Here is a 12,157-nt window from a genome sequence, read left to right as displayed (position 1 = left end):
CTGACTCAGGCTTCGTCAGGCGGGAACGCGACTGATCTGGTTGACCATCGCCAGTTCGCGGCCGCGGTCGACGATAATCGGGTCGCCGTTCTTGAAGAATACGGTCTGATCCCAGCCGTACACGGTGATGTCGTTGACGACGTTGTCGGCGACGATCACGTTGGACGTCCCCTGCACGGTTATCGCCCAGCAGGTGCCGAACGCATTGACCCGGTTGTTGGATCCGTTGACGAGCAGCGTGCCGTTGTTGCAGTCAATGGTTTGTTCGAGGCTCTGGCCGGTGACGGTGGTGTCACCGTTCTTGGCTGCCGCGCCGGGCGCGCCGACGGTCAGCGCCAGAGGTAATGCGAGCGCGCCCACAGCCAGTGCCCGGCCCACAACTTTCGAGTTCACGGTGAGTCCCCTTCCGATCCGCTGCGAGAAGAGTACGTGGCCTCCTTGCGGTGGCGGCAAGTGTTGACCAGTTTGATGGGCGGCTGTCGACAGGTCGCGAGCTGAGTGCCTGCTGGGTACCGTATTCAGCAATGCGTCGGTGTGTTGTTCAGGCTGCTGCCGTGGCAGTCACAGCCGTGGTGACCGTCGCGGGGTGCTCGCACACCATCGACGGAACTGCCGAGCGCGCATCGGCCGATACCGCCGATCCCGATCGCAGTTTCGGCTATGTCGACGACCGGTGTGGACTGCTCGTCGACAGCACGATCCAGGAGATCCTGGCCGCCGACAACGTGGTGCGTCCGTACAGCGGTGCGGTCTGCCAATACGTGCTGTCACGCAAAGCGGGTGCCGCGCCGAACGCGGACCCCCAGCCGATGCTCGACGTGATCTTCTCCTGGTTCGAGGCAGGTTCGCTGGGGCGGGAGCGGGAGTTGTCCCAGCGCCGGTCCGCCGAGATCACCGACATCGTGATCGAGCGGCACCGGGCGTTTCTGGCGCGACGGGACGTGACCGGCGCGGCCTGTTCGGCGACTGCGGCGGCCGGGTCCGGCGTGATCAGTTGGTGGGTCCAGTTCCGTGGTGCAACCAATGCAGGCAAGGGCGATCCGTGCCAGGACGCCAAGAAGCTGCTCTCGGCCACCCTGCAATCGGAACTCTGACGTGGCGTACCGCTCGCTCGCTGTCATGTGCCTGGCCAGTGCGGTCCTCGCGGCGCTGGTGACCGCGTGCGGGCCGACGGATACGTCGTCGGCCCCCGAACCTGCGGTCCCCGGCGGCGGTTTTCAAAGCGCGGACTGCAGCGGCATCACCGATGCCGACATCGTCGATGCCGTCGGCTCGTCGATGTTCGCCAAGGCCGTGGTCAGCGACAGCGGGTGCTTCTGGCAGGAAAACTCGGTACTGGGCACCTTCGGTGCCGGCATGGGCATCTCCACGTGGTGGTACCGGGGCAGTGATATGGACACCGAACGGACGCTGGAGGCCCGGGCCGGGCGCACCCTCACCGAACTGTCGATCGACGGGAACAAAGGCTTTCGGGCGGCCGACGCGAATGTGTGCAGCATCTATGTGGCCAAGGGTGAGGACGTCATCACCTGGTCGATCCAGACCATGAATCCGGCCATGCTGCCGGATCTGTGTCAGGTCGTCGAGAAACTCGCCCGGCTGAGTCAGGGCCGGGTCAACTGATCTGCGCTGTCTGAGGGGCTACAGTTTCACCGCGCCCCCAACGGCGGCGTCAATCACATCGACTCGAAGGCAGTACCTACATGTCAGCTCGGCCGGAGCCACAGGCGGCTGGCACGCGACGTTCCCAGTCCCGGCCGGCACGGACCACCAAGCTCAGCCGTGATGCCATTGTCAACGCGGCGTTGACGTTCCTGGACCGTGAGGGTTGGGACGCGTTGACCATCAATGCGCTGGCCAACCAGCTCGGCACCAAGGGCCCGTCCCTCTACAACCATGTGGACAGCCTTGACGACCTGCGTCGTACGGTCCGGATGCGCGTGATCGACGACATCATCGAGATGCTCAACACCGTTGGTTCCGGCCGCACGCGCGACGACGCGGTGGCATTGATGGCCAGCGCCTACCGCAGCTACGCCCACCACCATCCCGGTCGCTACTCGGCGTTCACCCGGATGCCGTTCGGCGGCGATCCCGAGTATTCGACGGCGACCAGGGCTGCGGCGGGGCCGGTCATCGACGTGCTGACCTCTTACGGGCTGGAGGGTGAGAACGCCTTCTATGCCGCCCTGCAGTTCTGGGCCGCCCTGCACGGCTTTGTCCTGCTGGAAATGACCGGCGTGATGGACGATATCGACACCGATGCGGTGTTCACCGATATGCTGCGGCGGTTGGCCTCTGGTATGGGGCAACTCGGGTCGTAGCGTCTGACCTGGTAATAGGTCGTCGTGAGCGGGTTTGGTCCGGCGCGGCCAGCCCTGGTATTGTGGTAGATCGTGCCTGGCCGGAAGGCGCATGCGGCTGTGTGTTTCGCTAGCGTGCCCGCACGCCGGGCCAATTTGCATGTCTAGCACGCATCGGCACTTCGTCGGTGTAAGAACGTGCGACACGCCCGGACGCGGGGTACGCGACCGGGGGATAACTGCAGTACAGAGACTTAAAACAGCAAAGAGCAACACAGAGAAAGCCGGTACATGCCAACCATCAACCAGCTGGTCCGCAAGGGTCGCCGCGACAAGGTCGCGAAGGTCAAGACCGCGGCGCTCAAGGGCAGCCCGCAGCGTCGTGGTGTGTGCACCCGCGTGTACACCACCACCCCGAAGAAGCCGAACTCGGCGCTTCGCAAGGTCGCGCGCGTCAAGCTGACCAGTGGGGTTGAGGTCACCGCCTACATCCCCGGTGAGGGTCACAACCTGCAGGAGCACTCGATGGTGCTGGTGCGTGGCGGTCGTGTGAAGGACCTTCCGGGTGTCCGTTACAAGATCATCCGCGGATCGCTGGACACCCAGGGCGTCAAGAACCGCAAGCAGGCCCGTAGCCGCTACGGCGCCAAGAAGGAGAAGAGCTGATGCCGCGCAAGGGTCCCGCGCCGAAGCGTCCGTTGGTCAACGATCCGGTCTACGGGTCGCAGCTGGTCACCCAGTTGGTCAACAAGGTTCTGCTGGACGGCAAGAAGTCATTGGCCGAGCGCATCGTCTACGGCGCGCTCGAGCAGGCTCGTGACAAGACCGGTACCGATCCGGTCGTCACCCTCAAGCGTGCGCTCGACAACGTCAAGCCCGCCCTCGAGGTGCGCAGCCGCCGCGTCGGTGGCGCCACCTACCAGGTGCCGGTCGAGGTGCGCCCCGAGCGCTCCACCACGCTGGCCCTGCGCTGGCTGGTCAGCTTCTCCAAGGCCCGCCGCGAGAAGACCATGGTCGAGCGGCTCGCCAACGAGATCATGGACGCGAGCAACGGCCTCGGCGCCGCGGTGAAGCGTCGTGAGGACACTCACAAGATGGCCGAAGCGAACCGGGCTTTCGCGCACTACCGCTGGTGATACCCGCGCCCGGCATCCAGCGTCGGGTGCCAGTGGGCGCGCAATCGAACACCTAATCAAGCAAGCGAAAAGTTGGGAAGACTTCCGTGGCACAGGACGTGCTGACTGACCTGAACAAGGTCCGCAACATCGGCATCATGGCGCACATCGACGCCGGCAAGACGACGACGACCGAGCGCATCCTTTATTACACCGGCGTCAATTACAAGATCGGCGAGACGCACGACGGCGCCTCGACGACCGACTGGATGGAGCAGGAGCAGGAGCGGGGTATCACCATTACCTCCGCAGCTGTCACCTGTTTCTGGAACGACAACCAGATCAACATCATCGACACCCCCGGGCACGTCGACTTCACCGTTGAGGTGGAGCGCAGCCTGCGAGTCCTTGATGGCGCCGTTGCTGTGTTCGACGGCAAAGAAGGTGTCGAGCCGCAGTCGGAGCAGGTGTGGCGTCAGGCCGACAAGTACGACGTGCCCCGGATCTGTTTCGTCAACAAGATGGACAAGCTCGGTGCGGACTTCTACTTCACCGTGCAGACCATCAAGGACCGCCTCGGTGCCAAGCCGCTGGTGATCCAGCTGCCGATCGGTGCCGAGAACGACTTCGAAGGCATCATCGACCTGGTCGAGATGAACGCCAAGGTGTGGCGCGGCGAGACCAAGCTCGGCGAGAGCTACGAGGTTGTCGAGATTCCCGCCGACCTGGCCGACAAGGCCGCCGAGTACCGCAGCGAACTGCTGGATACCGTCGCCGAGACCGACGAGGCACTTCTGGAGAAGTACCTCGGCGGCGAGGAACTCACCATTGATGAGATCAAGGGTGGTATCCGCAAGCTGACCGTGAACAGCGAGTTGTACCCGGTGCTGTGCGGTAGCGCGTTCAAGAACAAGGGCGTGCAGCCCATGCTGGACGCCGTGATCGATTACCTCCCGTCGCCGCTGGACGTCGAGTCCGTCGTCGGCCATGTCCCCGGCAAGGAGGACGAAGAGGTTGTTCGCAAGCCTTCGACCGACGAGCCGTTCGCCGCGCTGGCGTTCAAGATCGCCGTACACCCGTTCTTCGGCAAGCTCACCTACGTCCGGGTGTACTCGGGCAAGGTCGAGTCCGGTGCGCAGGTTGTGAACGCGACCAAGGGCAAGAAGGAGCGGCTGGGCAAGCTGTTCCAGATGCACGCCAACAAGGAGAACCCGGTCGAGTCGGCGTCTGCAGGTCACATCTACGCGGTGATCGGCTTGAAGGACACCACCACCGGCGACACCCTGTGCGACCCGAGTCAGCAGATCGTGCTGGAGTCGATGACCTTCCCGGATCCGGTGATCCAGGTGGCCATCGAGCCCAAGACCAAGAGTGACCAGGAGAAGCTGGGCACCGCGATCCAGAAGCTCGCGGAAGAGGACCCGACCTTCAAGGTGCACCTGGACCAGGAGACCGGCCAGACCGTCATCGGCGGTATGGGCGAGCTGCACCTGGACATCCTGGTGGACCGCATGCGTCGCGAGTTCAAGGTCGAGGCCAACGTCGGTAAGCCCCAGGTGGCTTACAAGGAGACCATTCGCAAGAAGGTCGAGAAGGTCGAGTTCACCCACAAGAAGCAGACGGGTGGATCCGGCCAGTTCGCGAAGGTGCTCATCTCCATCGAGCCGTTCAGCGGCGAGGACGGTGCCACCTACGAGTTCGAGAACAAGGTCACCGGTGGCCGCGTCCCGCGCGAGTACATCCCGTCGGTGGATGCCGGTGCGCAGGATGCCATGCAGTACGGCGTGCTCGCCGGCTACCCGCTGGTAAACCTGAAGGTGACGTTGCTCGATGGCGCCTACCACGAGGTCGACTCCTCGGAAATGGCGTTCAAGGTGGCGGGTTCGCAGGTGCTGAAGAAGGCCGCCCAGGCGGCCCAGCCGGTCATCCTGGAGCCCATCATGGCTGTCGAGGTCATCACACCCGAGGACTACATGGGTGAAGTGATCGGCGACTTGAACTCCCGCCGTGGTCAGATCCAGGCCATGGAGGAGCGCAGCGGTGCGCGTGTCGTCAAGGCGCAGGTGCCGCTGTCGGAGATGTTCGGTTACGTGGGCGACCTTCGGTCGAAGACCCAGGGCCGGGCAAACTACTCCATGGTGTTCGACTCGTACGCCGAAGTTCCGGCGAACGTGTCGAAGGAAATCATCGCGAAGGCGACCGGGCAGTAACCTCGGCTGTCGAGCAAGCACAACTGAACAACATCAACACTCTGCTTTTAAAAGCACCAATAAGTCCAGGAGGACACCACAGTGGCGAAGGCGAAGTTCGAGCGGACGAAGCCGCACGTCAACATCGGGACCATCGGTCACGTTGACCACGGCAAGACGACGCTTACTGCAGCAATCACCAAGGTTCTGCACGACAAGTACCCCGAGTTGAACGAGTCGCGCGCATTCGACCAGATCGACAATGCACCTGAAGAGCGTCAGCGCGGCATCACGATCAACATCTCCCATGTGGAGTACCAGACCGAGAAGCGGCACTACGCCCACGTGGACGCCCCCGGTCACGCGGACTACATCAAGAACATGATCACCGGTGCCGCCCAGATGGACGGCGCGATCCTGGTGGTTGCCGCGACCGACGGTCCGATGCCGCAGACCCGCGAGCACGTGCTGCTGGCCCGCCAGGTGGGCGTGCCCTACATCCTGGTGGCGCTGAACAAGGCCGACATGGTCGAGGACGAGGAGCTCATCGAGCTCGTCGAGCTGGAGGTCCGCGAACTGCTGGCCGCTCAGGACTTCGACGAGGATGCCCCGGTCGTCAAGGTGTCCGCACTCAAGGCGCTGGAGGGTGACCCGACGTGGGTCAAGTCCGTCGAGGACCTCATGGAGGCCGTCGACGAGTCGATCCCGGACCCGGTTCGTGAGACCGACAAGCCGTTCCTGATGCCCGTCGAGGACGTCTTCACCATCACCGGCCGTGGCACCGTGGTGACCGGTCGCGTCGAGCGTGGCGTGATCAACGTCAACGAAGAGGTCGAGATCGTCGGCATCAAGCCGACCGTCACCAAGACCACCGTCACCGGTGTGGAGATGTTCCGCAAGCTGCTCGACCAGGGCCAGGCGGGCGACAACGTCGGTCTGCTGGTTCGTGGCATCAAGCGCGAGGACGTCGAGCGTGGCCAGGTTGTGGTCAAGCCCGGCACCACCACCCCGCACACCGAGTTCGAGGGCAGCGTCTACATCCTGTCCAAGGACGAGGGCGGTCGCCACACGCCGTTCTTCAACAACTACCGGCCGCAGTTCTACTTCCGTACCACGGACGTGACCGGTGTTGTGACCCTGCCCGAGGGCACCGAGATGGTGATGCCCGGTGACAACACCGACATCTCCGTCGTGCTGATCCAGCCGGTCGCCATGGACGAGGGCCTGCGTTTCGCCATCCGTGAGGGCGGTCGTACCGTCGGCGCGGGTCGCGTGACCAAGATCATCAAGTGATGATCTGACCTAGCACTGCAAAACCCCCGAGATCTCCGGATCTCGGGGGTTTTTGCTTGCGTGTGGCATGTGTGGCATGTGTGGCCTGTTACCGGCGCTGGGGCGACGGGTGTAACGCACGTGGTGCGTGAGGCGATGGACCCCACAGAGACAACGGGTATGGGGGTCGGGTGATGTTTCGAACGATAGCTGCGCTGGTAGGCGCCGGTGTGGTCGCCGCTGCGGCACTGATCGGTTTCACGGGACCGGCGGCAGCGAGCCCCGGGTGCCCCGACGTGCACTGGATCGGTGTCGCCGGTTCGGGTGAGCGCGACAATCCGACGGTTGATGCCGGCATGGGCCGGGTGGTCTACAACTCTCTGCGTGATCTGTCCGTATGGGTGCAGCAGGACGGTCGGTCGATGACGGCCGAGGCGGTGGCCTACCCGGCTGCGCCGGTGCCCGCGGACGGCGATCTGCTGGGCTGGGGCGGTTTCATGAGCAGTGTCGATGCCGGGGTGGCGGCGTTGGCGAATCAATATGCCGGATTCACCCAGCGGTGCCCGTCCAGCGAGGTTGTACTGGCCGGCTATTCGCAGGGCGCGATGGTGGTCCACCGCAATCTGGCCACATTGGCGGAGAGCCCGAATCTGACCGCGGCTCTGTTGGTCGCCGACGGTGACCGCTTGCCGGCCGATCCCACCGTCAACCTGGGTACGGCCACGATGGTGAGCGGCACCGGCAAGGGTGTCGCGCAGGATTGGCCGCTCCTGGCCCACGCCCCGGCACCGCTGTTGCCGTCGGTCGGCAGTCGCACGATCAGCGTGTGTGATCGCGGCGATGCGGTCTGTGACTACGACGAGGACGCCGACGAGGTGACGGCCACCGCGGTGGCGGTGCACACCAGCTACGCGCGCTCGAGCAGCGGTGGCTATCGGTGGACCTGGCCCTTGTACCGGATGCTGGGCCCGTCGCCGATGCAGCAGCAGACCGTGCCGGTGGACGGCGCGACGGGCGGCGTCGTTCACTCCTGATCAGGGTGGCCGTGGGCGCTAATCTGAGGGCGCCCAACCGACGGCAGGAGCCTGTGATGTCCACATTTTGGCGGTACGTGCGCATTCAGTCTTTCGTGTTGATGTGCGGCATCGTCGGCCCGATCTTCCTGGTCATCTACTTCGTCTCCGGAGCCGATCCGATGATGAAGTGGATGTTCTGGGCGGGCCTGTTGATCACCGCCATCGACGTGTTGATCGCGCTCGGGATTACGGCCGCCGGGTCGAAGTCGGCGGCGCAGAACGAGAAACTCGAACAGGTGGGTGTGCTGGCCCTGGCCCAGGTCACCGGTATCCACGAGACCGGCACCCGCATCAACGAGCAGCCGTTGGTGAAGTTGGATCTGCAGATCTCCGGACCCGGCATCGCACCGTTCGCCAGTCAGGACCGGGTGCTCGCCTCAGTGTCGAGGCTTCCGATGATCACCAACCGGAAACTGGCCGTACTGGTCGACCCCGCCACCAACGAGTACCGGATCGATTGGGAGAGAAGCAGTCTGGTCAGCGGGCTGATGCCGGCGACGTTCACGCTCGCCGCGGACAACCGGACCTATGACCTGACCGGTCAGTCCGGCCCGCTGATGGAGATCCTGCAGATCCTCAAGGCAAACGGCATCGGCATCGACAACATGGTCGACCTGCGGGCCAATCCGGCGGTGCGTGAGCAGGTCCAGGCCGTGGTGCGGCGCGCGGTCACGCAGCAGACGGCGTCGGCCCCGCAGGCAGCCGCTCCGGCTCCGTCGTCGGCACCGTTCCTTGCGCCACCGGCGCCCTCTACCGCGCAACGCCTTCAGGAACTGGAGACCCTGCGTGCCACCGGTGCCATCAGTGACGACGAGTACACCGCGAAACGGCAGCAGATCATTGCCGAGCTCTGATCCCATTGACCGGTACCAGACCAGGAACACGTTCTACTTCTGCTGTTAGCCTGTGGCCAGACTCACGGAAGGGGCCCTGGCATGGCGGCAGGTAACGCAACACTGGAAGGCCGCGTGGCATTCGTCACCGGCGCCGCACGCGGCCAAGGGCGCGCGCACGCGGTGCGGTTGGCCAACGAAGGCGCCGACATCATCGCCATCGATGTGTGCCGCCCGGTCGACGACACGATCACCTACCCGGCCGCGACGCCGGAGGATCTGGCCGAGACCGTCGCCGCCGTGGAGGCTGCGGGCCGCAAGGTACTTGCGCGCGAGGTCGACATTCGCGATCTGGCCGCCCAGCAGCAGGTGGTGGCTGACGGCATCGAGCAGTTCGGCCGGCTCGACGTCGTGGTGGCCAACGCCGGGGTGCTCAGCTGGGGCCGGCTGTTCGAGCTTTCGCCCGAGCAGTTCGACACCATCGTCGACGTCAATCTCAACGGCACCTGGCGGACCATCCGGGCTGCCGTGCCCGCCATGATCGAGGCCGGTAACGGCGGCTCGATCATCGTCGTCAGCTCCTCGGCCGGGCTCAAGGCCACGCCGGGCAACGGCCACTACTCGGCGTCCAAGCACGGCCTGGTCGCACTGACCAACGCACTGGCACTTGAGGTGGGGGAGTTCGGCATTCGGGTCAACTCGATCCATCCGTATTCGGTGGACACCCCGATGATCGAGCCCCAGGCGATGGCCGAGGTGTTCTCGAAGTACCCGAGCTATCTGCACAGTTTCGCGCCCATGCCGTATCAGCCGGTGGGTCAGGCCGCCGAGGGCCTGTCGGCATTCATGACGCCGGCCGAGGTCGCCGATGTGGTGGCGTGGCTGGCCGGCGACAACTCGGCCACCCTGTCGGGCAGCCAGATCGCCGTCGACCGGGGTGTGCTCAAGTACTGACGCTCCTTCGCGGTCAGCCCGGGAGAACAAGCACCGGAACCGGGCTGTGCCGCAGGATCTTTGACCCGTGTGAGCCCAGGAAGACCCGGGCCACCGCCCCGCCGGGCGAGGTCCCGATCGCCAGGATCTCGCCGTCGAGCCAGTCGATGGCATCGATCGCATCGCTCCAGGTGTTGCCGGTGACGACCTGCAGATCCACCTCGTCGCCGATCACCTTGTCATCCCTCAGGCGGAGCAGCGCCCGTCGGGCCTGTTTCGCCCACTCCTGCAAGATGGCGTCCTCGGCGTGTAGTCCTACGGTCGGCGGGTACATGTTGCGTCCCCGCACCGCGAACGTGACCAACCGCATCGGGGTGCCCAGACGCCGGCTCAGGTCGGCCACCTGCTGGACCACCGCCACCGCTTCGGGGGTTCCGGGGTAGGCGCAGGTGATACGCACCAGTGCAGCCGATTTCGGCCGTCGGTAGCCGCGCGGGCTGAGTGCCAGTGGAACCGGGCAGGAGTGCAGCAGCCGATCGGCGGTGGAGCCCACCACCACCTGGCCCAGCTGGCCCTCCGATGCGGAGCCGAGAACGAGTAGTTCGGCCTCGAGCTGCTCGACGGCTGCCATCAGGCCGTCGGATACCGAACGGTGCGCGTACTTGTGGAAGCTGACCTCAAGGCGATCGTCGAGCGCGGTCACGTATTCGCGCGCCTGCTCGGCCGAGGATTTCGCCAATTGTGCTGCGTACTCGGCATATTCGGCGTCGACGCGGGCCGGTGACGGGTTCAGCCATGGGCGCGGGACGACGGTGGCCACCGCCAGCGAGGTGTTCAGGGTACGGGCTGCACCCACGCCGAGGTGCAGCGCCGACGCCCCGCCCTTGCCGGCGAGATACCCGACGACGACGGTCATCGGGCCTCCTCGGTCCCGGGTGCGGTCGTCACATCGTCCCCACCGGCAGCCGCTGCGGGGAGGTAGCCGTCGCCGCCGTCGTTGAGGGCGCTGTGATGCCGGCTCCACAGGAGGTAGAACGTCAGCACGAGGGCGACCCAGATGCTGAACCACAGCCAGGTGATGTGCGGCAGGCCGTAGAGCACGAACAGGCAGGCCAGCACCGAAAGGACCGGCGTCACGGGGTAACCGGGAACCTTGAAGGCCCGCGGCAGGTCCGGTTCCCGGACCCGCAGGATGATTACGCCGGTCGACACCACGATGAACGCCACCAGCGTGCCGATCGATACCAGATCCCACAGGTAGTCCAGGGGCACCAATCCGGCCAGGGTGCCCGTGACCGCGGCGACGACGATGGTGTTGTTGACCGGAGTCATGGTGCGCGGGTTGACCTTTGCGAACATCGACGGCAGCAGGCCGTCACGGCCCATCGCGAACAGGATGCGGGTCTGGCCGTACATCACCACCAGGGTCACCGAGAAGATCGAGATGACGGCGCCCATGGCCAGCACGGTGCTGGCCCAGGTCTGACCGTGCAGGATGTTGGTGAGCATCACCGACAACCCGGCCTCGGACTGCTCGTCGGAACCGAACTCGTCGGCGGATTGGGTGCCCACGCCTGCGAAGGCGACCAGGATGTAGATGCTGGTGACGACGACCAGCGCCACCAGGATCGCCCGGGGCATGGTCTTCTGTGGATTCTTCACCTCGTCGCCCGCTGTGGACACCGCGTCCAGACCGATGAAGGTGAAGAAGATGGTGCTGGCCGCAGCGGTGATTCCGGTGAACCCCTTGTCCCAGAACCCGGCGAAGTGATCGGTGGTGAAGGCGGTGAACGCGATGGCCACGAACATGCCGAGCACACACAGCTTGAGGATCACCATGACCGTGTTGACCGCGGCCGACTCGCTGGCGCCCCGGATCAACAGGAGCGCGCACATGACGATCAGGACTGTCGCGGGCAGGTTGATCACACCGGGGTTGTCGCCCCACGGGGCCGCGGACAGTGCGTGCGGCAACCGCCAGCCGAACAGGTTGTCCAGCAGTCGATTGAGATAACCGCTCCAGCCGACTGCGGTGGCCGACATGGAGACGCCGTATTCGAGCAACAGGCAGGCCGCGACGCCCATCGCGATGAACTCGCCCATGGTGGTGTAGGCGTAGGAGTAGGTTGACCCCGAAACCGGCACGGCCGAGGCCATTTCGGCATAACAGATCGCCGACAGGCCGGCGGCGATGCCGGCCACCACGAACGACACCAGTACAGCGGGGCCGGCTTTGGGGACCGCCTGTTGAAGCACGATGAAGATACCGGTGCCGACCGTGGCGCCGACACCGAACAGGGTCAGTTGAAACGTGCCGATACTTCGTTTGAGGTGATCAGACGCGCCGTGCGCCACCGGCGCTCCGATGACCGGCCTGCGCCGCAACATCTGGCTGGTCAGGTTGTTGGCTGGGGCGGACATAGTGCCTCCTTGCTG

At 65.0% G+C, this 12,157-nt stretch carries 13 protein-coding genes; 10 read left to right on the top strand and 3 right to left on the bottom strand.

Going from position 1 to position 12,157, the window contains the following annotated elements; genetic code table 11:
- Positions 1–15 precede the first annotated feature (15 nt).
- The gene (locus JOF57_RS19550; protein ID WP_209919156.1) at positions 16–393 is read right to left on the bottom strand and encodes a DUF3060 domain-containing protein; all 378 of its coding nucleotides are present in this window, start codon (positions 391–393) and stop codon (positions 16–18) included.
- 131 nt (positions 394–524) lie between these two features.
- Between JOF57_RS19550 and JOF57_RS19545 the strand changes: the two genes are divergently transcribed.
- From JOF57_RS19545 to JOF57_RS19500, 10 genes are all read left to right on the top strand, one after another.
- Complete coding sequence (locus tag JOF57_RS19545; protein ID WP_209919154.1) at positions 525–1,094, top strand: DUF3558 domain-containing protein; 570 nt, start codon at positions 525–527, stop codon at positions 1,092–1,094.
- A gap of 25 nt (positions 1,095–1,119) precedes the next feature.
- Positions 1,120–1,623, top strand: coding sequence for a DUF3558 domain-containing protein (locus JOF57_RS19540; RefSeq protein ID WP_209923509.1), 504 nt, complete (start codon positions 1,120–1,122; stop codon positions 1,621–1,623).
- Positions 1,624–1,703: 80 nt separating this feature from the next.
- Positions 1,704–2,324: a TetR/AcrR family transcriptional regulator gene (locus JOF57_RS19535; RefSeq protein ID WP_209919152.1), complete on the top strand. Its 621-nt coding sequence runs from the start codon at positions 1,704–1,706 to the stop codon at positions 2,322–2,324.
- A gap of 270 nt (positions 2,325–2,594) precedes the next feature.
- Positions 2,595–2,969 carry a 30S ribosomal protein S12 gene (gene rpsL, locus JOF57_RS19530; protein ID WP_003881867.1) on the top strand — a complete coding sequence of 125 codons (375 nt, stop codon included), beginning with the start codon at positions 2,595–2,597 and terminating at the stop codon, positions 2,967–2,969.
- The gene (rpsG, locus tag JOF57_RS19525; protein WP_155916076.1) at positions 2,969–3,439 is read left to right on the top strand and encodes a 30S ribosomal protein S7; all 471 of its coding nucleotides are present in this window, start codon (positions 2,969–2,971) and stop codon (positions 3,437–3,439) included. The genes rpsL and rpsG overlap by 1 nt, the downstream gene beginning before the upstream one ends.
- An 86-nt stretch (positions 3,440–3,525) precedes the next feature.
- Positions 3,526–5,628: an elongation factor G gene (gene fusA / locus JOF57_RS19520; RefSeq protein ID WP_209919150.1), complete on the top strand. Its 2,103-nt coding sequence runs from the start codon at positions 3,526–3,528 to the stop codon at positions 5,626–5,628.
- 81 nt (positions 5,629–5,709) lie between these two features.
- Positions 5,710–6,900 (top strand): elongation factor Tu, encoded by a 1,191-nt coding sequence (gene tuf / locus JOF57_RS19515; RefSeq protein WP_209919148.1) that lies wholly within the window; start codon positions 5,710–5,712, stop codon positions 6,898–6,900.
- A gap of 173 nt (positions 6,901–7,073) precedes the next feature.
- Positions 7,074–7,913 (top strand): cutinase family protein, encoded by an 840-nt coding sequence (locus JOF57_RS19510; protein WP_209919146.1) that lies wholly within the window; start codon positions 7,074–7,076, stop codon positions 7,911–7,913.
- Between the two features lie 56 nt (positions 7,914–7,969).
- Complete coding sequence (locus JOF57_RS19505; protein ID WP_209919145.1) at positions 7,970–8,809, top strand: SHOCT domain-containing protein; 840 nt, start codon at positions 7,970–7,972, stop codon at positions 8,807–8,809.
- Positions 8,810–8,890: 81 nt separating this feature from the next.
- Positions 8,891–9,742 (top strand): mycofactocin-coupled SDR family oxidoreductase, encoded by an 852-nt coding sequence (locus tag JOF57_RS19500; protein WP_209919143.1) that lies wholly within the window; start codon positions 8,891–8,893, stop codon positions 9,740–9,742.
- Between the two features lie 13 nt (positions 9,743–9,755).
- Here the strand turns inward: JOF57_RS19500 and JOF57_RS19495 are convergent, their stop codons facing one another.
- Together JOF57_RS19495 and JOF57_RS19490 are read right to left on the bottom strand one after the other, a co-directional pair.
- Positions 9,756–10,637 (bottom strand): universal stress protein, encoded by an 882-nt coding sequence (locus JOF57_RS19495; RefSeq protein ID WP_209919141.1) that lies wholly within the window; start codon positions 10,635–10,637, stop codon positions 9,756–9,758.
- On the bottom strand, positions 10,634–12,142 hold the full coding sequence (locus JOF57_RS19490; RefSeq protein WP_209919139.1) for an amino acid permease: 1,509 nt from the start codon (positions 12,140–12,142) through the stop codon (positions 10,634–10,636). The genes JOF57_RS19495 and JOF57_RS19490 overlap by 4 nt, the downstream gene beginning before the upstream one ends.
- Between the last annotated feature and the right edge of the window lie 15 nt (positions 12,143–12,157).

This window comes from Mycolicibacterium lutetiense (assembly GCF_017876775.1).
In the GTDB taxonomy this organism is placed as follows: Bacteria; Actinomycetota; Actinomycetes; order Mycobacteriales; family Mycobacteriaceae; genus Mycobacterium; species Mycobacterium lutetiense.
Note: the sequence above shows the minus strand (reverse complement) of the source record. Positions and strands in the feature narration are given on the sequence as shown.

Excerpts from the sequence above, each read along its gene's own strand:
- JOF57_RS19540 (WP_209923509.1), top strand. The coding sequence starts at position 1,120 with ATGTGCCTGGCCAGTGCGGTCCTCGCGGCGCTGGTGACCGCGTGCGGG.
- JOF57_RS19495 (WP_209919141.1), bottom strand. The coding sequence starts at position 10,637 with ATGACCGTCGTCGTCGGGTATCTCGCCGGCAAGGGCGGGGCGTCGGCG.
- JOF57_RS19510 (WP_209919146.1), top strand. The coding sequence starts at position 7,074 with ATGTTTCGAACGATAGCTGCGCTGGTAGGCGCCGGTGTGGTCGCCGCT.
- JOF57_RS19545 (WP_209919154.1), top strand. The coding sequence starts at position 525 with ATGCGTCGGTGTGTTGTTCAGGCTGCTGCCGTGGCAGTCACAGCCGTG.
- JOF57_RS19505 (WP_209919145.1), top strand. The coding sequence starts at position 7,970 with ATGTCCACATTTTGGCGGTACGTGCGCATTCAGTCTTTCGTGTTGATG.
- rpsG (WP_155916076.1), top strand. The coding sequence starts at position 2,969 with ATGCCGCGCAAGGGTCCCGCGCCGAAGCGTCCGTTGGTCAACGATCCG.
- rpsL (WP_003881867.1), top strand. The coding sequence starts at position 2,595 with ATGCCAACCATCAACCAGCTGGTCCGCAAGGGTCGCCGCGACAAGGTC.
- JOF57_RS19535 (WP_209919152.1), top strand. The coding sequence starts at position 1,704 with ATGTCAGCTCGGCCGGAGCCACAGGCGGCTGGCACGCGACGTTCCCAG.
- JOF57_RS19490 (WP_209919139.1), bottom strand. The coding sequence starts at position 12,142 with ATGTCCGCCCCAGCCAACAACCTGACCAGCCAGATGTTGCGGCGCAGG.
- JOF57_RS19500 (WP_209919143.1), top strand. The coding sequence starts at position 8,891 with ATGGCGGCAGGTAACGCAACACTGGAAGGCCGCGTGGCATTCGTCACC.